Source organism: Streptomyces sp. NPDC024632 (assembly GCF_055559175.1).
Window position 1 is genome coordinate 370,905 of the sequence record NZ_JBVHLD010000009.1, and the last position, 21,985, is coordinate 392,889.

At 72.7% G+C, this 21,985-nt stretch carries 12 protein-coding genes; 8 read left to right on the forward strand and 4 right to left on the reverse strand.

Features of this window, described 5'->3' with window-relative positions; translation table 11 throughout:
• The first annotated feature begins 108 nt into the window (after positions 1–108).
• The 3 genes from ACZ37P_RS21390 (at position 109) to ACZ37P_RS21400 (ending at position 4,998) form a co-directional block, all read left to right on the forward strand.
• Positions 109–2,496, forward strand: coding sequence for a sodium-translocating pyrophosphatase (locus ACZ37P_RS21390; RefSeq protein WP_355346127.1), 2,388 nt, complete (start codon positions 109–111; stop codon positions 2,494–2,496).
• A gap of 212 nt (positions 2,497–2,708) precedes the next feature.
• Positions 2,709–3,284, forward strand: a complete 576-nt coding sequence (locus tag ACZ37P_RS21395) for a small secreted protein (protein WP_355346124.1) — start codon at positions 2,709–2,711, stop codon at positions 3,282–3,284.
• Between the two features lie 169 nt (positions 3,285–3,453).
• Positions 3,454–4,998, forward strand: a complete 1,545-nt coding sequence (locus ACZ37P_RS21400; RefSeq protein ID WP_467348097.1) for a DUF7059 domain-containing protein — start codon at positions 3,454–3,456, stop codon at positions 4,996–4,998.
• 124 nt (positions 4,999–5,122) lie between these two features.
• On the opposite strand, the gene ACZ37P_RS21405 is transcribed toward ACZ37P_RS21400, so the two are convergent.
• Complete coding sequence (locus ACZ37P_RS21405; protein WP_391041513.1) at positions 5,123–5,572, reverse strand: DUF2752 domain-containing protein; 450 nt, start codon at positions 5,570–5,572, stop codon at positions 5,123–5,125.
• Entirely contained in the window at positions 5,565–6,047 is a 483-nt protein-coding gene (locus ACZ37P_RS21410) for a TM2 domain-containing protein (protein ID WP_355346118.1), read from the reverse strand. Before ACZ37P_RS21410 ends, ACZ37P_RS21405 begins: the two co-directional genes overlap by 8 nt.
• A 203-nt stretch (positions 6,048–6,250) precedes the next feature.
• Between ACZ37P_RS21410 and ACZ37P_RS21415 the strand changes: the two genes are divergently transcribed.
• The 5 genes from ACZ37P_RS21415 (at position 6,251) to ACZ37P_RS21435 (ending at position 18,155) form a co-directional block, all read left to right on the forward strand.
• Complete coding sequence (locus ACZ37P_RS21415) at positions 6,251–6,445, forward strand: hypothetical protein (RefSeq protein ID WP_401851917.1); 195 nt, start codon at positions 6,251–6,253, stop codon at positions 6,443–6,445.
• A 235-nt stretch (positions 6,446–6,680) separates the two neighbouring features.
• Complete coding sequence (gene topA / locus ACZ37P_RS21420) at positions 6,681–9,515, forward strand: type I DNA topoisomerase (RefSeq protein WP_467348100.1); 2,835 nt, start codon at positions 6,681–6,683, stop codon at positions 9,513–9,515.
• Between the two features lie 324 nt (positions 9,516–9,839).
• Entirely contained in the window at positions 9,840–13,172 is a 3,333-nt protein-coding gene (gene tmk / locus ACZ37P_RS21425; protein WP_467348101.1) for a dTMP kinase, read from the forward strand.
• Positions 13,173–14,028: 856 nt separating this feature from the next.
• Entirely contained in the window at positions 14,029–17,283 is a 3,255-nt protein-coding gene (locus ACZ37P_RS21430) for a BTAD domain-containing putative transcriptional regulator (RefSeq protein ID WP_467348103.1), read from the forward strand.
• A gap of 122 nt (positions 17,284–17,405) precedes the next feature.
• The gene (locus tag ACZ37P_RS21435) at positions 17,406–18,155 is read left to right on the forward strand and encodes a DsbA family oxidoreductase (RefSeq protein ID WP_467348105.1); all 750 of its coding nucleotides are present in this window, start codon (positions 17,406–17,408) and stop codon (positions 18,153–18,155) included.
• 155 nt (positions 18,156–18,310) lie between these two features.
• On the opposite strand, the gene ACZ37P_RS21440 is transcribed toward ACZ37P_RS21435, so the two are convergent.
• Entirely contained in the window at positions 18,311–20,464 is a 2,154-nt protein-coding gene (locus tag ACZ37P_RS21440; RefSeq protein WP_467348106.1) for a sigma-70 family RNA polymerase sigma factor, read from the reverse strand.
• Positions 20,465–20,755: 291 nt separating this feature from the next.
• Positions 20,756–21,679 (reverse strand): TetR/AcrR family transcriptional regulator, encoded by a 924-nt coding sequence (locus ACZ37P_RS21445; protein WP_467348107.1) that lies wholly within the window; start codon positions 21,677–21,679, stop codon positions 20,756–20,758.
• Between the last annotated feature and the right edge of the window lie 306 nt (positions 21,680–21,985).

The following is a 21,985-nucleotide window of genomic DNA, read 5'->3' on the forward strand; positions in this document are numbered from 1 at the left end:
AGTGCTGCGGCTCCCTACAATCCGTCCATCTTGCTCAGCTCGCCTGAGCGTTGCGGCTTGTCGAGCCGTGAAGCCGCACGCCCATGCGCCAAACGTCAAGGAGGACGAATGGCGGGGCCACTTACCCCTCACACGCTTGCCGCGACACCGGTACTGACCGACGGAAATCGTCTCCTCGTATGGATCATCGCCGTCGTCGCACTGGGCGCACTCGCGCTCGCCGCGGTGTTGGTACGTCAAGTGCTCGCAGCGGACGAGGGCACCGACAGCATGAAGAAAATCGCGGCTGCCGTGCAGGAAGGCGCCAACGCCTACCTCGCACGGCAGTTCCGTACTCTGGGAATTTTCGCCGTGGTGGCGTTCTTCCTGCTCATGCTGCTGCCCTCGGACACCACTTCGCAGCGAATCGGCCGGTCGATCTTCTTTCTCGTGGGCGCCGTGTTCTCCGCGGTCACCGGATATGTCGGAATGTGGCTGGCGGTCCGCAGCAATGTGCGGGTCGCCGCCGCGGCCAGATCGGCGACACCGGCACCCGGCGAACCCCCGGCCGACCTGACCGACGTGTCGCACCGGGCGATGCGGATCGCGTTCAGGACCGGCGGCGTCGTCGGCATGTTCACCGTGGGCCTCGGCCTGCTCGGCGCGTCCGCCGTCGTCCTGATCTACAAGGCCGACGCGCCCAAGGTGCTCGAAGGATTCGGATTCGGCGCGGCGCTGCTGGCGATGTTCATGCGCGTCGGCGGCGGCATCTTCACCAAGGCGGCCGACGTCGGCGCCGACCTGGTCGGCAAGGTCGAGAAGGGCATCCCCGAGGACGACCCGCGCAACGCCGCGACCATCGCCGACAACGTCGGTGACAACGTCGGCGACTGCGCGGGCATGGCGGCCGACCTCTTCGAGTCGTACGCCGTCACCCTGGTCGCCGCGCTGATCCTCGGCAAGGTGACCTTCGGCGACTCCGGCCTCGCCTTCCCGCTGCTCATCCCGGCGATCGGCGTCCTCACCGCCATGGTCGGCATCTTCGCGGTCTCCCCCCGCCGCAGCGACCGCAGCGGCATGACGGCCATCAACCGCGGCTTCTTCATCTCCGCGGTCATCTCCCTGATCGGCGTCGCCATCGCCGTCTACACCTACCTGCCGTCCTCCTACGCCGACCTCAAGGGCGTCGACAGCGACATCTCCGGCCACGCAGGCGACCCGCGCACCCTGGCGATGGTCGCCGTCGCCATCGGCATCGTGCTGGCCGCGGTGATCCAGCAGCTCACCGGCTACTTCACCGAGACCACCAGGCGCCCGGTCCGCGACATCGGCAAGACCTCGCTGACCGGCCCCGCCACTGTCATCCTGTCCGGGATCTCACTCGGACTGGAGTCCGCGGTCTACTCGGCGGTGCTGATCGGCCTGTCCGTCTACGGCGCCTTCCTGCTCGGCGGGACCTCCGTCTGGCTCGCGCTGTTCGCGGTCGCGCTGGCGGGCACCGGCCTGCTGACCACCGTCGGCGTCATCGTCGCCATGGACACCTTCGGACCCGTCTCCGACAACGCGCAGGGCATCGCCGAGATGTCCGGCGACGTGCACGGCGAGGGCGCCCAGGTGCTCACCGACCTCGACGCCGTCGGCAACACCACCAAGGCCATCACCAAGGGCATCGCCATCGCCACCGCGGTACTGGCCGCCACCGCCCTGTTCGGCTCGTTCAAGGAGGCCATCGACACCGCCGTCGCCAAGGCCCATCCAGCGGCCTCCGACGCCCGCTGGCTGTCCCTGGACATCTCCCAGCCCAACAACCTGGTCGGGCTGCTGCTCGGCGCGGCCGTCGTCTTCCTCTTCTCCGGCCTCGCCATCAACGCCGTCTCCCGGTCCGCGGGTTCGGTGGTCTACGAGGTGCGCAGGCAGTTCCGCGAACACCCGGGGATCATGGACGGCACCGAACTGCCCGAGTACGGACGGGTGGTCGACATCTGCACCAAGGACGCGCTGCGCGAACTGGCCACCCCCGGCCTGCTCGCCGTCCTCGCGCCCGTGGCGGTCGGCTTCACCTTCGGCGTCGGCTCGCTCGCCTCGTACCTGGCGGGCGCGATCGGCGCGGGCACGCTGATGGCGGTGTTCCTGGCCAACTCCGGCGGCGCCTGGGACAACGCCAAGAAACTCGTCGAGGACGGCCACTACGGCGGCAAGGGCAGCGAGGCCCACGCCGCGACCGTCATCGGCGACACGGTCGGCGACCCGTTCAAGGACACCGCGGGCCCGGCCATCAACCCGCTGCTGAAGGTGATGAACCTGGTGGCGCTGCTGATCGCCCCCGCGGTGGTCAAGTTCAGCTACGGCGTGGACGCGAATCTCGGCGTACGCGTCACCGTCGCGGTGGTCTCGATCGCCGTCATCGTCATCGCGGTCTACATCTCCAAGCGGCGCGGCATCGCGATGGAGGGCGACGACGACGGCGACGGCGGCGATACCGGGACCCGCACCCCGGACACGGCCGCCGTGGCCTGATCCGACGCACCGTCAAGGGCCGCGCCCGTCAAGGGTTCCGGTCCGCCGAGGGCCCGGTGGGCGACCGTACGTGATCCGGTACGTGTGCGGTCGCCCACCGCACCTTAGTGCGAATGGCTTGAATGTCGGACGAATCACCTCACGGATTCACGGTGACCACCCGTCAGCCGTGTATGTTCCGGGGCCGTAAGGCCACGGAAGGGACCCATCCGGTGAAGGTGAACAAGAAGCTCCTGGCCGCGCTCTCCGGTGCGGTCATGCTGCTCGCGCTGTCGGGGTGCAGCGACGACTCCAACAAGAAGCTGGACAACTGGGCGAAGGGCGTCTGCGACCAGGCCGCGGCCCAGACCAAGAAGATCAACGACGCCAACACGGCGATCACCCAGGTGAACAGCAACGGCAAGCCCCAGGACGTCAAGTCCGCCGACTCCGCCGCCTTCCAGTCGATCTCCGAGGCGTACAAGTCGCTCGCCGACATCGTCAGCAAGGCCGGCGCCCCGCCGGTCAAGGACGGTGCGAAGATCCAGCAGGACGCGGTGAACGACCTCAACGGCCTGTCCACCCAGTACGGGACGCTCAAGAAGCAGGTCGACGGGCTCGACACCAGCGACCAGGCGAAGTTCGCGGACGGCCTCAAGGGCGTCTCCAACTCGCTGGGCAAGGTCAGCCAGAACGGCGAGCAAGCCCTCGACTCGCTCCGCCAGGGCGATGTCGGCAAGGCCATGGCCAAGCAGCCCGGCTGCAAGCAGGCGTCCGGCTCCTCCTCGGCCTCACCGTCGGCGTCGTAGGCCCCCGGCCCCCTCAGGCCCCGGCCCCGGGCCCCCGGCCCGTGGCCACCGGACCGCGCCCACGAAGGCCCCGCGCCCACGACCGCGCCCCCGTAGCACCCCCGCTGTCCGATACGCCACGGCCCGCCGCCCCGCACAAGGGGCGCCGGGCCGCGGCGATTCCGCGACAATGGCCGGTGTGAGTACGCCCCTCCTCCCCGCCGCCCGGAACGCCCCGTCCCTGCGCGACGACCTGCGCGCCGCAGCCTTCACCGCGGACGGCTGTCTCGACCTCCTCGGAGCCGCCGCCTACGCGGCCCTCTCCCGGGCCGAGACCGTCCCCGCCCTGCGCGCCACCCGTGGCGGCAGCCCCCTGGAGACCCTGGTCAGGCTCTTCCTCCTGCAACGCCCCGTGTCCTACGCGCGGGCCCGCGCCGCCCTGCCCCGGATCGACGACTACGCGACCGGCGGCTGGCTGGCGCGCGACGGCGACGACGTACGCGCCACCGTGGACGTACGCCCGTACGCCGGTGAGGAGGGCGCGGACTGGTGGATCGTCTCCGACCTCGGCTGCGCGGTCGGCGGCGCGGGCGGTATCGGCACCGGTACCGGGTCCGACGGGGAGAGCACGCCCGGCGTCGACCGGGCCGACCTGGTGCTCGGCGTCGGCGGCGCCTCCACGACGCTGGCCGGGCTGACCGTGCGCGAGCCGGTCGGCAGCGCCCTGGACCTCGGCACTGGCTCCGGCATCCAGGCGCTGCACGCCTCCCGGCACGCCACCCGCGTCACGGCGACCGACGTCAATCCGCGCGCCCTGCACTTCGCACGGCTCACCCTCGCGCTGTCCGGCGCCCGCGAACCCGACCTGCGCGAGGGCAGCCTCTTCGAGCCGGTCCGCGACGAGCGCTTCGACCTGATCGTGTCCAACCCGCCCTTCGTGATCTCCCCGAGCGGGCGCTTCACCTACCGGGACGGCGGTATGGCGGGCGACGACCTGTGCCGCACCCTGGTGCAGCAGTCGGCAGACCATCTCAACGACGGCGGCTACTGCCAGCTCCTCGCCAACTGGCAGCACACCGAGGGCCAGGACTGGCGCGAGCGCCTGGTCTCGTGGATCCCGCGCGGCTGCGACGCCTGGATCGTGCAGCGCGAGGTTCAGGACGTCACGCAGTACGCCGAGCTGTGGCTGCGCGACGGCGGCGACCACCGTACGGATCCGGCCACGTACGCCGCCCGCTACGACACGTGGCTCGACGAGTTCGAGCAGCGCAAGGTGAACGGCGTCGGCTTCGGCTGGATCACGCTGCGCAAGTCCGGCGCGGACCAGCCCGTGATCACCGCGGAGGAGTGGCCGCACCCGGTGGAGCAGCCGCTCGGCCCGCACATCGCCGGGTGGTTCGACCGCCAGGACTTCCTGCGCACCCATGACGACGCGGCGCTGCTCAGCTCCCGTTTCGCGCTCGGCGACGGGGTGGTGCAGGAGCAGGTGGGGCTGCCGGGCGCCGAGGACCCGGAGCACGTGGTGCTGCGCGCGGCCCGCGGTATGCGGCGCGCGACGAAGGTCGACACGGTGGGCGCGGGCTTCGCGGGCGTCTGCGACGGGACGCTGACCGCCGGGCGGATCGTGGACGCCATCGCGCAGCTGCTCGGCGAGGACCCGGTGGTGCTGCGCGACCGCACGCCGGAGTCGATCCGGCTGCTGGTGGAACAGGGGTTCCTCGACCCGGTGGAGTGACGCGGCGGAGTGACGCGGGGAGTGGCCTGGCGAGCGGCTTGACGAGTGGCCTGGCGAGCGGCCCGGGGACGCCACGGAGAAGGGGCCCGGCGGACTGACGCGCCGCGGTGGAGTGGACGACGCGTCAGAACACGTTGCGGACAACCGTCCACGTCACGGCCACGCACAGCACGGCCAGTGACACCCGCGGGCTCACCACCAGCCGTCGGCGACGGCCGCGCAGCCCCTCGACCATCCAGCGCCCGCACAGCCACAGCGCCAGGGGCGCGGCCAGCAGCAGGACGGCGTTGTCGTGGAAGGCGCGCCCCACGTCGCCGTGCATCAGGTCGTACACCATGCGCGTACCGCCGCAGGCCGGGCAGAGCAGCCCGGTCGCCCAGTTGAACGGGCAGCGCGGCAGCCAGTGGCCCGGCTGGTGCGGGTCGGTGCCGTAGAGATAGACGGCGCCCGCCACCCCGGCGGCGAGCGTCGCCAGGGGAGCGGTGGCCGGGTGGCCGAGAACCGCCGACGGGCGGCGCGCCCCCGGGGAGACCGGGGGAGCGCCGACCTGTGGCCGACGGACTCCGTCAGCCACGCAGCACCCGGCCCTGCGCGTCGGTCGGGTTGTCCCCGGCCAGCAGCATGATGCCGTCGATCAGCGCCCAGATGCCGCAGCCGCCGCACGTGAAGAGCTGCCCCAGCGCCATGCCGGTGTGACCGGTGTAGAAACGGCCCACGCCGAAGCTGCCGAGGAAGAGCTGAAGCACTCCCGCGACCACCTTGGACTTGTCCGAGTACGGCCGCCCGTAGGGGTCGTAGCCGTACGGCGCGGACGGGTCCGCGGCGTACGCGGCACCGGGCGGCGCGTACCCGCCGCCTTGCGGCGGGTAGCCGTAACCGGGTGCCTGGCCGCCGCCCTGGGGCGGGTAGCCGTAACCGGGAGCCTGGCCCCCGGGCTGCTGCGGGTATCCGTATCCGGGCTGGCCCCCGGGCTGCTGCTCCCCGTACGGATTGTCGCCCTGCGGCTTGTCACCGTACGGATTCTGGCCGTACGGATTCTGGTCGGACATGCCCCGTCCCCCTGTGCTGAACGTCGTTGAACGTCTTGTTGTGTACCGGTCGTTGCCGGACATCTTTGCAGGACGGCCCCCGCCGCGTCCCACCCCCTGGGAGCGGAGACCTGTGTTCACCCGTGGTTCGCGTGCCGGACGCCCTGGCGTGGCAGCGTCCGGGAGCACACACCTGGACAGGACGAGACGGGACGAGGGGACGCATGGAGCGGGTGCCCGCACTCTTCGCCGGAACGGTCTTCGCCGTCTTCGGGGCCGCGCTCCTGCTCTGGACGGCCGCCCGGCTGCGCGCCCGGCAGCCCGTGACGGCAGCGGGATCCACCGCCGCAACTGTCATGTCCATTTTCTTCGGCGCGGTCGCACTCCTCGCCGGCGTCTGGTGTCTCACACAGGTCTGACCGCCACCGCCCTTCCCCGACCCTCCTGACGTGCGTGAAATCACGCACGCGCCCCCGGGAACGCGCCCCCGCGCCCCTCCGGGAAACCGACCGGAGCGGCCGTCCATGCGGCAGACAGACCGGTTGTCGGGTTACCGTTCCAGTGGCGTTGTGGACTTTTCCCGTTTGACACGGGACAGGGAGGTACGGTCACACTCCGCAGCGACACACCTTCGACCGGGAGAGAAGAGCGACGTTGTCCCCGACCCGCGAGACCGCACACAGCGGCCAGCGACTCGTCATTGTCGAGTCGCCTGCCAAGGCGAAAACGATCAAGGGATATCTGGGCCCTGGATACGTCGTCGAGGCCAGCGTCGGGCACATCCGCGACCTCCCCAACGGGGCCGCCGAAGTGCCGGCGGAGTTCAAGGGCCAGCCCTGGGCGCGGCTCGGCGTCAATGTGGACAGTGATTTCCAACCCATCTATGTGGTCAATGCCGATAAAAAGGCACAGGTCAAGAAGCTCAAGGACCTCCTCAAGGACTCCACTGAACTCTTCCTCGCCACCGATGAGGACCGCGAGGGCGAGGCCATCGCCTGGCATTTGCAGGAAATCCTCAAGCCCAAGGTGCCCGTTCACCGGATGGTGTTCCACGAGATCACCAAGGACGCCATCCAGGAGGCCGTCCGCAATCCGCGCGAGCTGAACCAGCGCCTGGTCGACGCCCAGGAGACCCGCCGCATCCTCGACCGGCTGTACGGCTACGAGGTCTCGCCGGTGCTGTGGAAGAAGGTCATGCCGCGGCTGTCGGCCGGCCGCGTGCAGTCCGTCGCCACCCGGCTCGTCGTCGAGCGCGAACGCGAGCGGATGGCGTTCCGTACCGCCGACTACTGGGACCTGACCGGCACCTTCGCCACCGGCCGCACCGGTGACGCCTCCGACCCCTCCACGCTCGTCGCCCGGCTCACCACCGTCGACGGCCGCCGGGTCGCGCAGGGCCGGGACTTCGACGCGGCCACCGGCCAGCTCAAGTCCGGCTCACAGGTGCTCCAGCTCGACGAGAGCGCCGCCCGCGCCCTGGCCGCCGCGCTCGCCGACACCCAGTTCGCCGTACGCAGCGTCGAGTCCAAGCCGTACCGCCGCTCGCCGTACGCCCCCTTCCGCACCACCACCCTCCAGCAGGAGGCGTCGCGCAAGCTGGGCTTCGGCGCGAAGGCCACCATGCAGGTCGCGCAGAAGCTGTACGAGAACGGCTTCATCACCTACATGCGTACGGACTCCACCACGCTCTCGGAGACCGCCGTCCGCGCCGCCCGCGCCCAGGTCACGCAGCTCTACGGGGCGGACTACCTGCCGGACAAGCCGCGCGTCTACGCGGGCAAGGTCAAGAACGCGCAGGAGGCGCACGAAGCGATCCGCCCCTCGGGCGACCGCTTCCGCACCCCGGCCGAGACCCGTCTGACCGGCGACCAGTTCCGGCTCTACGAGCTGATCTGGATGCGTACGGTCGCGTCCCAGATGAAGGACGCGGTCGGCCAGTCCGTCACCGTCAAGGTCGGCGGCGCCTCCGCCGACGGCCGCGACGCCGAGTTCAGCGCCTCCGGCAAGATCATCACCTTCCACGGCTTCCTGAAGGCGTACGTCGAAGGCGCCGACGACCCCAACGCCGAGCTGGACGACCGCGAGCGCAGGCTGCCGCAGGTCACCGAGGGCGACGCGCTGAGCGCCGAGGAGATCACCGCCGACGGCCACTCGACCAAGCCGCCCGCCCGTTACACCGAGGCGTCGCTGGTCAAGGAGCTGGAGGAGCGGGAGATCGGCCGCCCGTCGACGTACGCCACGATCCTGGGCACGATCCTCGACCGCGGCTACGTCTTCAAGAAGGGCACCGCGCTCGTCCCGACCTTCCTCTCCTTCGCGGTCGTCAACCTGCTGGAGAAGCACTTCGGCCGTCTGGTCGACTACGACTTCACCGCCTCCATGGAGGACGACCTCGACCGCATCGCCCGCGGCGAGGCCCAGGCCGTGCCGTGGCTGCGCCGCTTCTACTTCGGCTCCGACGACGGCAGCGCCACCGTCGGCTCCGCCGCCGACGCGGGCAACGGGGACGGCGACCACCTCGGCGGCCTCAAGGAACTCGTCGAGGACCTGGGCGCGATCGACGCCCGGGAGATCTCCTCCTTCCCGATCGGCGACGGCATCATGCTGCGCGTCGGCCGCTACGGCCCCTACATCGAGAAGGGCGAGCGCGGCGAGGACGACCACCGCCGCGCCGACGTCCCCGAGGACCTGCCGCCGGACGAGCTGTCCGTCGAGTACGCCGAGGAGCTGTTCGCCAAGCCCAGCGGCGACTTCGCGCTCGGCGACGACCCGGCGACCGGCCGCCCGATCATCGCCAAGGACGGGCGCTACGGTCCCTACGTCACCGAAGTCCTGCCCGAGGACACCCCGAAGACCGGGAAGAACGCGGTCAAGCCCCGTACCGCCTCGCTCTTCAAGTCGATGTCCATCGACACCGTCACCCTTGAGGACGCCCTCAAGCTGATGTCCCTGCCGCGCGTCGTCGGCAAGGACGCCGAGGGCGTCGAGATCACCGCGCAGAACGGCCGCTACGGGCCCTACCTGAAGAAGGGCACCGACTCGCGCTCGCTGGAGACCGAGGACCAGCTCTTCTCGATCACCCTCGACGAAGCGCTCGCCATCTACGCGCAGCCCAAGCAGCGCGGTCGCGCCGCCGCCAAGCCGCCGCTCAAGGAACTGGGCACCGACCCGGTCAGCGAGCGCCCCGTCGTCGTCAAGGACGGCCGCTTCGGCCCCTACGTCACCGACGGCGAGACCAACGCGACGCTGCGCCGCGACGACGAGGTGGAGTCGATCACGCCCGAGCGCGGGTACGAACTCCTCGCGGAGAAGCGGGCGAAGGGGCCCGTGAAGAAGAAGACCGCCGCCAAGAAGGCACCGGCCAAGAAGGCTCCCGCCAAGAAGACGGCGGCTTCCGGCACCGCGAAGAAGACTGCCACGAAGAAGGCGCCGGCCAAGAAGGCGGCTGCCTCCGCGGCGGCGAAGAAGTCGACGGCCTCAGCCGACTAGGGCGTGTCCGGCACACTGGGCCGGTGGGCGGGCGACGACAGCGCCTGCCCCCACCGGGCCGGTGGTGAACCGCGCGCCGGTCATGGGCCGGTCGCGCGGTTTCCCGCGCCCCTGAGGAGCTGGCCATGCGTCAGCGCGCCGTACCTTCCGCCTCTCCTGCCTCTCCTGCCTCCCCTTCCTCCCCCTTGAAGGGCCCGCGGAAGGGCCCCTCGAAGGGCGGTCTTCGCCCAGGTGAGTGCGCTTCCCCGCCCTCCTGGAGAGGAGGTCCGCCCGGGAGTGGGACCGGCTCCGTGTAGGGCGTCGTAAGGCGGATAGGCTGTTGGGATGACGCCATCCGAGCAGCCCAAGCCGCCCGCCGCAGACGTCACGGCCGCAGATGTCAGGGCCGAGGACGTCGAGGGGGACGTGACCGACGCGTTCGCCACCGACCTCGCCGCTGACAGCCGTGAGCGAGCGGTCGGTGCGCTGCTGAAAATCCCGGCGCTGCGCAAATTGTGGAGCGCGCAGCTCACCGGGGCGGTGGCGGACCGACTGGGTCTGCTCGTGCTGCTGTGGCTCGCCGTGCAGGCGGCGGTGGCCGACCACGCGTACGGCGGCGGCTACCGGGGTATCGCCTTCGCCACCGCGGCCGTCTTCGGGGCGCGCCTGGTCTCGACGCTGCTGTTCGGCGCCGTCCTGCTCGGCCCGCTGTCGGCGCTGACGTCCGAGAGCGGCCGGCTGGACCGCCGGTGGACGATGATCGGCGCGGACGCCGTACGACTCGGGCTGTTCATCGTCGCGCCGCTGTGGATCACCTGGTCGCAGCACACCGCGCTGACCTGGCTGCTGGTGACCGCCTTCGTCACCGGGGTGGCCGAGCGGCTGTGGGCCGTCGCCAAGGACGGCGCCGCCCCGCTGCTCCTGCCGCCGCCCGGCGACACCTCCGTGCGGCCCGCGCCCGACCACCTGGCGACGCTGCACCGGCTGGACCTGCGGACGAGCTTTGTCGCACTGCCGCTGGCAGCGGCCGGTCTCGTCGTCGTCACGCTGGTGAACACGCTGATCGCGGTCGGCGTCACCTGGTTCGACCAGCACCAGGTGGCGCTCGCCTCGTACGTGACGGCCGGGCTCTTCTCGTCCTCCATGTCGGTGCTCTACCTCCTCGAACTGCCCTCCGGCACGGTGGCGCGTCCGCGCTCCCCGCTCGAAGGGCTGCGGCTGCCCAAGGGCCCCGCGGGCGCCGAGCGCGGCAGGACCGGCGTACTGCCGCTGCTGGTGCTGGCGACCGCCGCGGTCGTCGGCGCGATCGGCGCGGCCGTGGCCGTGGCCGTCCTGCACGCGCTCGCCCTCGGCTTCGGCCCGACCGGCTTCGGCCTGCTCGTCCTGGCCCTCACCGCCGGTACGGTCATCGGCATCCGCCTCGCCCCCCGTACGCTCCCGGCGCTGTCCAGGCGCCGGCTGCTCGCGCTGTCCATCGGCGTCACCGGGCTCGGCCTGCTCCTCACCGGCATCGTCGCCGACCAGACCACCGTCCTGCTGCTCGCGCTGCTGGCCGGCGCCGCGGCGGGCGTCACCGCCAACACCGGGCACATCCTGATCGAGCAGGAAGCCGAGGCGGGACGGCGCGGCCGCACCACCGAGCACCTGCACGCCGTCTCGCGCGCCGTCCTCGCCCTCGCCGTGATCGTCGCGCCGCTGGTCGCCGCCGCGATCGGCCCGCACCGCATTCAGAAGGGTCACTTCACCTTCGACCACGGCGGTGCCGCGTACACGCTGATGCTGATCGGCGCCCTGCTGCTGCCGGTCGCCGCGCTCGTCCTCGGCAAGACCGACGACCGCAGCGGCGTACCGCTCCGGCGTGACCTGCGCGAGGCCCTGACCGGTGCGGAACCGGCCGTCGCCCCCGCCGCCACCGGATTCTTCATCGCCATAGAGGGCGGCGACGGCGCGGGCAAGTCCACCCAGGTCGAAGCACTCGCCGACTGGATCCGCGCCAAGGGCCACGAGGTCGTCGTCACCCGCGAGCCCGGCGCCACCGCCATCGGCAAGCGCCTGCGCTCCATCCTCCTCGACGTCTCCTCCGGCGGGATCTCGCACCGCGCCGAGGCGCTGCTCTACGCCGCCGACCGCGCCGAGCACATCGACTCCGTCGTCCGCCCCGCCCTCGAACGCGGCGCCGTCGTCATCTCCGACCGCTACATCGACTCCTCCGTCGCCTACCAGGGCGCCGGACGCGACCTCGCCCCCACCGAGATCGCCCGCATCTCCCGCTGGGCCACCGACGGACTCGTCCCGCACCTCACCGTGCTCCTCGACGTCAGCCCCGATGCCGCCCGCGAACGCTTCACCGAAGCGCCCGACCGCCTCGAATCCGAACCCGCCGCCTTCCACCAGCGCGTCCGCGCGGGCTTCCTCACCCTCGCCGCCGCCGACCCCGGCCGCTACCTCGTCGTCGACGGCGCCCAGGACCCCGCCGCCGTCACCACGGTCGTACGCCACCGCCTCGACCAGCTCCTCCCGCTCTCCGCCCAGGAGATCGAGGCCCGCGCCGAGGCCGAGCGCCAGGCCGCCGCCGAGGCCGCGCGCCTCGCCGCCGAAGAGGCCGCCCGCAAGGCCGAGGAAGAGCGCCAGGAGCGCGAGCGCCAGGCCCAGCTCGAACGGCTCCGCCGCGAGGAAGAGGAGCGCCGCCTCGCCGCCGAGGAGGCCACCCGCCGCGAGATCGCCGAGCGCGCCGCCGCCCGTGAGGCCGAGGCCGAACGCCTCCGCGCCGAGGAGGCCGCGCGCATCGCCGCCGAGGAGACGGCTCGCCGCGAGGCCGAGGAGGCCGCCCGCGCGGCCGAGCAGGAACGGCTCCGCCGCCTCGCCGAGGAGCAGGCACGCCTGCGCTCCGAGGCCGACGCGCGCCGCCTCGAAAAGCAGCGCAAGGCGGAGGAGGCCCTTCTCCGCGCCGAGGAGGCCCGCACCGCCGCGGCTGCGGCTGCCGCAGCCGCGAGTGCCGGTTCGGCCGGTTCGGCCGGCTCCTCCGGCTCCTCCGACTCCGAGAAGACCACCGAGCTGCCGCAGACTTCGGACTCGGCCGAAACCACGACGGTCAATGTCGTGCCTCCGCCGCCTTCCTCGGCTCCCGCCGAGGACGAGACGGCGGTTCTCCCGGCCGTTCCGGTCGTTCCGGCCGAGCCGGACGTGCCCGCTGGTCCGGGCGCCGATGAGACGGCGGTTCTCCCGGCCGTTCCGGCCGAGCCGGAGGATGCTCCCGCGGAGGGCGCCTCGTCGGCTGACGGCACCACTTCTGACGAGTCGGCTTCGGATGAGGACGGTTCTCGCGAGGACGGTTCTCGCTCTCGCGGAGACAGCTCTCGCGGAGACAGCCCTCGTGAGGACAGCCCTCGTGAGGACAGTTCCGAGACCACGACGGTGCTCCCGCCCGTCGTACCCCCGGTCGGGTCCCCGGCCTCGGACGACCCGACCGACCGGGTCCCGCCGTGGCTCTTCCGCCCCGAGGATCAGCCGGGCAACGAGCGCACCCGCGAATTCCCCACCGCCGAGACGCCCTCGGCCGCTCCGCGCCGTCCTCGCCCCAACTGGGCCGAGGAGACCCCCCTCGACGACCTGCCCACCCTCGCCGACGAACTCCTCGGCCCTCACGACGACGACCGTCGGCCGCCGGGGCGTTCTTGACCTTTGTCTTTCCCGCCCGCCCACCCGTGCGGGTGTGTTGTCGTCTGCGGGTGCCGCTTGTGCCTGGTCGGTGCCGGTCCGGGGTACCTCCTCGAAATCCGTATCACCTGGCCTTTGCGCATTCGGTACCCGGCCGTCAACGTATTTCTGCGGGGGCACCCCGGCCCGTCCCCTCCCGGTACGTCGGCGTCCGGCGGTCCGGTGGGGGTTGCCGGGCAAGGGGGTCTTTCCGGCGTGCCGCCCTGCGCCGGTGCCCCCTCCGAGCGGATCGGAGAGCTCGGGCCCTTCCCCAACCGCCCAACAAACCCCCTCCGGTCAACGCCCCCTCCGACTCCCCGCCACCCCCCCAGCACCCGCCAGCCCGTCGGCCCGCGCAGATCCCGGCCGAACGTCAGGCGCGGCGGGTCCCAGCCCCCGCACCCCTTCCGCCCACCCAGGTGACGCAGGTCTCGCACCCCACCCACGCCCTTCCGCCGACCCGGGCGGGCGTCCGGGTGGCGCAGGTCCCGCATCTCACGCACCCCTTCCGCCCACCCCGCCGGGAGGTCGGGGGGCGTAGGGGCCTGGCCCCCGCCCACCCCCCTCCCGGCCACCCCCACCGGACAGGCGGACGCCGACGTACCGGGAGGGGACGGGCCGGGGTGCCCCCGCAGAAATGCGGTGACAAGAAGGGCACCGGATATAGGAGACCAGGTAGCCGCATTTCGAGGAGGTGCCCCGGACCGGCACCGACCAGGCACAAGCGGCACCCGCAGACGAAAAAGCACCCGCACGGGTGGGCGGGCGGGCAGAACCCCCACCCCCACCCAAGGACGAAGGTTCGCTCTTTTGGGGCGCCGTCCGCGAAGATGACCCCGTGCGGTATCGGATTCTTGGGGTCACGGAGGCCCGCCCCTCCGACGACGGGCCCGAAATCGGCCTGGGCGGCAGCCGCCTGCGAGCCGTCCTCGCGGTGCTGGCCCTCAACGTGGGCCGCCCCGTCCCCCCCGAAGCCCTCATCGAACAGGTCTGGGCGGCCGACCCCCCGGCCGACGCCGCCGGCGCCCTGCAAGCCCTGATGTCGCGGCTGCGACGAGCCCTGGGCCGGGACGCCGTCGTCTCGGAACCCGGCGGCTACCGCCTGGCCACCCCCCGCGACTCGGTGGACCTGTACGAGTTCGAACGCCTCGCCCGCGAGGGCGATACGGCTCTGGCGGCCGGAGACGCCGCGACGGCGGCCGACACCCTGACCCGCGCCCTCACCCTGTGGCGCGGCCCGGCCCTGGCCGACCTCCCGGACCGTACGTCCGCCGCGGCCCGCCCCGAAGCCCTGAAGCTGGCCGCACTGCGGAACAGAGTGGAAGCCGACCTCCGCCTCGGCAGGGCGGCGGACACCCTCCCCGGCCTGCGCGCGGCCGTGGCAGAGTACCCGCTGGACGAGTCGTTCAGGGCCCAGTTGATGCGGGCGTTGCACGCCGAGGGCAGGACGGCCGACGCCCTGGCGGCGTACGAGGAGACCAGGACCGTACTCGCGGAAGCGCTCGGCACCGATCCGGGCCCGGAACTGCGGGCGCTGCACGGCGAGTTGCTGCGGCGCAGGCCGCCGCCTCCCGCGCAGGGCAACATCCGCGCCCGCCTCACCAGCTTCGTCGGCCGCGAGGCCGAACTCGACGACATCAGAAGCGACTTGGCCGCGGCCCGGCTGGTGACGCTGACCGGCCCCGGCGGGTCGGGCAAGACGCGCCTGGCGCAGGAGGCGGGCGACGCGGCGGCGCGCCGCAACCCTGACGGCGTGTGGCTGGTCGAACTCGCCCCGCTGGACGACCCCTCGGCGGTCCCGCACGCCGTGCTGAGCGCCCTCGGTCGCCGCGACACGCTGCTGCTCGGCGGCGCGGGCCGCGACCAGTTCCTGTCCGAGGCGTCGCACGGCGAGGACCCGCTGGCCCGGCTGCTCGAACACTGCGCGCAGCGCCGCCTGTTGCTGGTGCTCGACAACTGCGAGCACCTGATCGGCGCCGCCGCCTCCCTCGCCGCCGAGCTGCTGGCGGCCTGCCCCGGAGTGGCCGTACTGGCCACGAGTCGCGAGCCGTTGGGCGTACCGGGCGAGGTCGTACGCCCGGTGGAGCCGCTGCCGCCCGCGACCGCGTACCGGCTGTTCGCCGACCGCGCGGCGACCGTACGCGCGGACGCCCGCCTCACCACGGCGGAGAACGACGCGGCCGTACGCGAGATCTGCCGCCGTCTCGACGGCCTGCCGCTGGCCATCGAGCTGGCCGCGGCCCGGCTGCGGGCCCTGTCGCCGCGGCAGATCGCGGACCGGCTGGACGACCGGTTCCGGCTGCTGACCAGCGGCAGCCGTACGGTGCTGCCGCGCCAGCAGACGCTGCGGGCGGTGGTCGACTGGAGCTGGGAGCTGCTGACCGAGCGGGAGCGTACGACGCTGCGCGGGCTGAGCGTCTTCTCCGGCGGTTGCACGCTGTCGGCCGCCGAGGCGGTGTGCGGTCCCGACGCGCTGGAGACGGTGGCCCAACTGGTGGACAAGTCCCTGGTGGTGGCGGTCCACGCGCCCACTCCCGGCCAGGACGTCCGCTACCGCCTGCTGGAGACGATCCACGAATACGCCGGCGAGCGCGCCGCCGAGCGGCCCGAGGAACTGGCCGCGGCCGAGCGGCGGCACACCGCGTACTTCCGCGAACTGGCCCGCACGGCCGACTCCGAACTGCGCGGCGCCGACCAACTCCACTGGCTGGAAGTGCTGGAGACGGAGCTGGACAACGTCCGCGCCGCGCTGAACCGCCTGGTCGAGCCGCCCTCAGGCGGGAAAGAGGACACCGGGAGCCAGGACGCGGAGCTGGACGCGATCACGATCGCGCTGTCCATGGGCTGGTTCTGGTGGCTGCGCAATTACCGCGACGAAGCGGACGCCTGGCTGGAAAGGGTGACGGAGCTGGGCGGCGACCCCCCGCCCGACCCGGCGGACCGGATGTTCTGGCCACGCCTGGACCTGCGGATGCTGCACTTCTTCGTGAAGAGCGACCACGCCTCGGAGGCGCAGTGGTCCTCGGCCGACTCGCGGGCGATGGCCGCGCTGCTGGCGGCGGCGTACAGCCAGGGCGGCCCGCCCGCGGCGCGCTTCCCCGGCATGCTGTGGCCGTTCACCACGTATCTGCTCGGCAGGGACGAGGAGATCGGCCGGCACGCCGACACCGTCGTCGCCAACTGCCGTGAGTACGGCGGCGAGTGGGAGATCGCTGTGGCGCTGATGCTCCGTACGCACATTGCCGTGGACACCCCGGGCGGGCTCGCGCGGATCGACGCCGACTGGGCGGAGCTCCAGGAGCGCAGGGAACGGCTCGGCGACCGCTGGATCCGCGCCCAAGTGCACGGCGCGAGCGCCGAGATCGAGGTCGTCCGCGGGCAGTACGCGGCGGCGCACGCCGACTTCGAGGCCGCGCACCGGCTCGGCCGGGAGCTGGGCGCGGACGGCGAAGGGGCCTTCCTGCTGGCCCGGATGGGGGAGTTGGCGCACCGCCGCGGGGACGACGAGGAGGCGCGCAAGCTGGTCGAGCAGGCCGGGGAGGAAGCCGAGCTGTACAGCGTGTGGGACGCCCGCACGTACATCCGCTACCTCAAGGCGCTGCTGCTCCTGCGCCGGGGCGAGCCGCGGCAGGCCAGGGAGCTGTGCGAGACGGCGGTCGGGCACCTGGCGGACGGTACGCCGCCGCCGACGTTCAAGGTGCTGCTCGCGAGCCTGGGCGCGCGGATCACGGCGGCCGAGGGCGACCCGGTGGCGGCGCTGCTCGGTCTCGCCGAGTCGGCGAGCCTGGCGCTGGCGGAGGGCTGCACGGAGCCGGTGGTGGGCGCGCAGCTCGACTCGGCGGCCGAGGTGCTGGTCGAGCTGGGCGACCTGCGGTCGGCGGCCCGGATGTCGGCGGCGTCCTCGGCCGTACGCGGGCCGCTGCCGCGCACCGTGCCCGAGCTGGTCACCGCCGACGCCGTGGAGGAGCGGGCCAGGGCGGGCCTCGGCGACGGCGAATGGGCGGCGGCCTGCGCGGAGGGCGCGGTGCTGGACGCTTCAGAGGCGGTGGCGGCGCTGCTGGAGACGGCGCACGCGATGGCGGCGGGCTCGTAGGCGGAGCGGGGGCGTACGGCCGTACGGGAATAGGTCCCCCGCGCGTCCTCGTTGACGTCGGAAACCTTGATTGAGCATTCAAGGAATAGCCAGCGCCCGCCTACGCCCGGAAGTGAAAAGCCTTGAAAGTTGAGATCTACTCCGATATCGCCTGCCCCTGGTGCTACCTCGGAAAATCCCGCTTCGAGCGCGCCGTCGCCGCTTTCCCGCAGGGAGATTCGGTCGAGGTGGTCTACCGGCCGTTCCAGCTCGACCCGACCGCGCCCGAGAGCCCGCAGCCGCACCGCGAGGTGCTGGCGAGGAAATTCGGGCCGCAGGCCGTGGCCATGGACGACCGGCTCGCCTCGATGGGCGCCGCCGAAGGGCTGACCTTCGACTTCGACACGGTCGTGGAGAACAACTCGCTGCTCGCCCACCGCCTGCTGCGCTTCGCCCTGGACACGTACGGCCCCGAGACCCAGAACCGGCTCAAGGGCCGCCTGATGACCGGGCACTTCGGCGAGGGCCTGGACATCGGCGACCGTACGGCCCTGACGGACGCGGCCGTCGCGGCCGGCCTCGACCGGGACGCGGTCGCCGCCTTCCTCGCCGGTGACGACCTGCGCGACGAGGTCGTGGCGGAGATCGACCAGGCCCGGCAGATCGGCATCACGGCCGTGCCGACCTTCGTCTTCGAGGGCAAGTGGGCGGTGCAGGGCGGCCAGGAGACGTCCGTCTTCCTCCAAGCGCTCGAACAGGTCGCCAAGGACTCGGCCGCCGAGGCCGCTGCCCTCGCCGGTACGGAGGACGCGGCCGCGGACGCCGCCTGCGCCGACGGCGTGTGCGCGGTCCCGCCGGCCACCACCGCGGACGCACCGGCCGCGAACAGCTAATCGGTTCATAACCGCAGAGCGCTCATCGCCGAGAGCGCTCGTGACCGCAGAGCACTCATCGCCGAGAGCGCTCCTGGCCGCAGAACCCATGGCCCGGGCGCTCTCTGTACGAAAACGCCCGGAGCCCGCGGACCGGCCGCCCGCGGACCGGCCGCCTACGAGCAGCTGATCACCGAATCCGCCCAGTCGGCCAGATTCGCCAGCCCCAGACCGGGCCCGCCGCCGTGCCGCCCCTCGGGATCGACCACCAGCCGGATCGTCTTGTACCCGGTGATCCCGACGTGCACGGGCACGGCCGCGTCGCCGCCGCGTACGACACCCGACTGCCACAGCCGGGTGTCGTCGCCGTACACCGAGAAGCTGGCCGCGCCGAAGCGCCCGGTCAGGCCGTCGATCCCGGCGCGCGCGTCATAGGTGACGCATGCCTGGTTCAGGTCGATGGTCAGCGACGACGGCGCGTGGACGGTGATGCCGTGCTCGTACTGCGTACCGCCGATCGTCAGGCCCCAGCGGTTCCACCACCAGCTCGTGACCGACGGCCGGATCGTCGGCCCGGAGGTGTCGCCGAAACCGCTGATGCCCAGCGAATTGACCTTGTACGCGGTCGGCGCGGGCGGCGGAGGGGTCGGTGTCGGTGTCGGCGTCGGTGTCGGGGTCGGCGTGGGGGTCGTCGGGGCCGGCTCGGGCGGCGGAGGGACGACCGGCTTCGGCTTCGGCTCCGGCGCGGGCTTGGGACTCGGCTTCGCCGGGGTCGGCTTCGGCTTCGGCGGCGGAGTCGTCTTCTCGACCGGCTGGACGGGCGGCGGAGGGACGACCGGCTTCGGCTTCGGCGCGGGTTTCGGCGCGGGCGGCGGGGGAGTGGTCACCACCGCGACCGGCGGCGGCTTGGGCTGGGCCTTCGGCGGCGCCTTCTCGTGGCCCCCGGTGAGGGCCAGCGCGAACGCCGCCGCCGCGGCGGCGACCACCACGGCCGCGGCGATACCGACCTTGGCGGGCGCGCCGAGCCCTTCGGACGCGGCGCCTCCCGCGGCCGCGCCGCCCGCGCTCGACGTCGTACCCGACCCGGCAGCGGCGGCGGCCACGCCTCCGGCCCCCGCCGCGCCGACCGCTCCGCCGACCGCGACGATCCCGGCGGCCTTGGCGGCGTAGACGGCGGCGAACCAGCCGATGTACGCGACCGGCAGCAGCCCCTTGAGCGCCGAGTTGAGGTCGGCCAGCTCCAGCGAGGCGGCCGTGCACCGCTCGCACTCCTTCAGGTGCCTGCTCAACTCGCGGTCCGCGCGCATCCGCAGGCCCCCGCGCGCGTGCGCGCCGAGCCGGTCGGCGTACCGCGCGCACTCGCCCTCGGCGGTCAGCGTGGAGCTGACGTGCGCCTGGAGATACGCCTGGCGCAGGCCCTCGCGGGCCCGGTGGGCCAGGACGGCCGTGGCGTTGGGCGTGAGGCCGAGCAGCGGCGCGATGGCGGACGGCGACTCGTCCTCGACGGCGGTGTGCCACAGCACGGTCTGCCAGCGCTCGGGGAGCGTACGGAACGCCTGGATGGCCAGCGTCTGCTCGGCCTCCTGCATGGCCCGTACGTCCGCGCCGAGTTCGTTGGTGTCCTCGGTGGCCGTCGAGCCCGCCGCGGAGACGGCGAAGACGGCGAAGTCCTCGACCAGGTGCTCACGCTTGGCGGTGTTGCCCCAGGACGCGGCGACCCGGCGCACCGTGGTGAGCAGATACGCGCGGACCGCCGACTCGGGGCCGCTGCCGCCGCGGATCGCCTGGAGCGTACGGGCGAAGACCTCGCCGGTCAGATCCTCCGCCGTGTGCGCGTCCCGGCAGCAGGTGCGTGCGTAGCGGCGAACCGATTCGGCATGCCGCCGGTACAGCTCCTCGTACGCGCTGTCCTGCCCGCCGCGCACCCGTGCCACCAACTCGGCGTCGGACAGCGCGGATTCGAGGGCGTCGGCCTCGGCGGAGGCGGTGTGCGCGGGATGGCCCTGGACGGAGAGCAGGTCGTCGTCGGCCGGCGCCTCGGTGGCCGGTGCCTTGGTGCCCGGTGTCCCGGCGGACGGCGGCGCGGCGGGGGCGGGTACGCGGCCGGACTCCGGGTCTGCGGTACGGCCCGGCTCGCGGTCCGTGGCCCAGTCGGTCTCACGCGCGCCGTCGCCGGTCCCCTCGCGGGCTTCCTCGCGGACGTCGTCGCGTGCGGCCGGGTCGCGCTGCCCCGGCACTTCGCGCTGCCCCGGCACCCTGCGCGAGGGCAGCCCGTCGCCGGTCTCCGGGCCCGCGGCGGGAGCGCCGGACTCGCCGTTTGCCTCTTCCACGGGGCAAGCGTGGCACAGGAGGGCGGGCCGGGGTCACGGGATACCGGGGAACCACTCATCCGTGGAGAGATCGTTCACGATTCCTCTACGTTCACCCGATCGGTGGAGCGTGTGACGCCGACCCGAGTGGCACCGGGTCGCGCGACGTCCCGCCGCGTGACTCCGAGCACCCGGTGCCGCGCCGTTTATATCGAGCCGGGTCCTTGAGCCGAGCCGTGTTGCTCGGCTGATCCGAGTCGCTGAGCCCGGCGCTGTCGTAGAGCCCAGCCCTGCGGGGTGAGCCGCGCCGCGTTACGCCGGCTCCTGACCGTCCGTCACGCCCTCGCCCCGCGCCGCCGCGCCCCCTGACGGGGTGTCGGCCGCCCGCTCGCCGGGCCGCGAGCGCAGCCCGTCCAGCAGGATGTCCAACAGCCGCGCCGAGGCCGCCGCCTGCTGCTCGGGGTCGGGCAGCGAAGGCGCCGAGGTGGCGATGACCAGCAGGACGTCGGCCACCGACACGTCGAGGCGCAACTCGCCCGCCTCGCGCGCCCGGTCCACGAGCCGTCCGACGACGTCGAGCAGTGCCCGTATGCCGTCCTGGTCGCTGCTCCGGTCGGCGCCGCCGTCGCTTCCGCCGATGTCGTCACGGCCCGCGTGGTCCGCGACCTCACCGGCCGTTCCCGTGACCGTGCCCGCAACCGGACCCGTGCCCGCTGACGTCGTCGCCGCGGCGCTCCCGGCCGCCGTCGCGAACGGATTGCGCTGCTGCGGCACCCGGTTCGGCTCGACGCCCGGCGACGTACCGCCGTGCTCCGTACCGGCGCCCGTCGACGGGCTCTGCACCCGCAGCACCTGCGGCGGCAGCAGCCGCCCGGCGCCCGAGGCGACCGAGGTGCGCAGGAAGCGCGCCAGCGCCGACCACGCCTCGTTCTCCTGGCCGAGCGCCGTACGCGCCTGCTCGGTCAGCCGCGCCGTCTCCTCCTCGGCGATCCGCCTGACCAGCACGTCCTTGCTCGGGAAACGGCGGTAGACCGTACCCACGCCGACCCGCGCGCGGCGGGCGACGTCCTCCATCGGAGCCCCGTACCCCGACTCGCCGAAGACTTCACGCGCGGCCCGCAGTACGTGTTCCAGATTGCGCTGCGCGTCGACGCGCAGCGGTGCCGGACGGTTTCCGCCGACGGCGCCGTCCGAACCGGCCGCGGCCGTCGTCCACTGAGAGTCCTGAATGTGCATATACGTATCCCCCGGAAAATTCGCGTCTCCCCCCGGAGACTCCCCGCTCATGGGCGATCATCAGTACGCGTCCCCCGCAGTACTACGAGATACGAACATAGTTGAGCCCACGTCAAGAAAGAAGGGGGTTGTGATCCGACCGGCGCGCGCCCCCGATCGGAGCAACGGGCACCGTGCACTTCCGCGCGGCCTTTGCCCGGTGATGGGTGCACCGCTGACCTGCTGCGTCGCCGAACCCGTCGAAGAAACCGGGGAATCATCACGTCCGCGCTGTGGACAAACGGCTATGGTCCATTGCGTCATGGA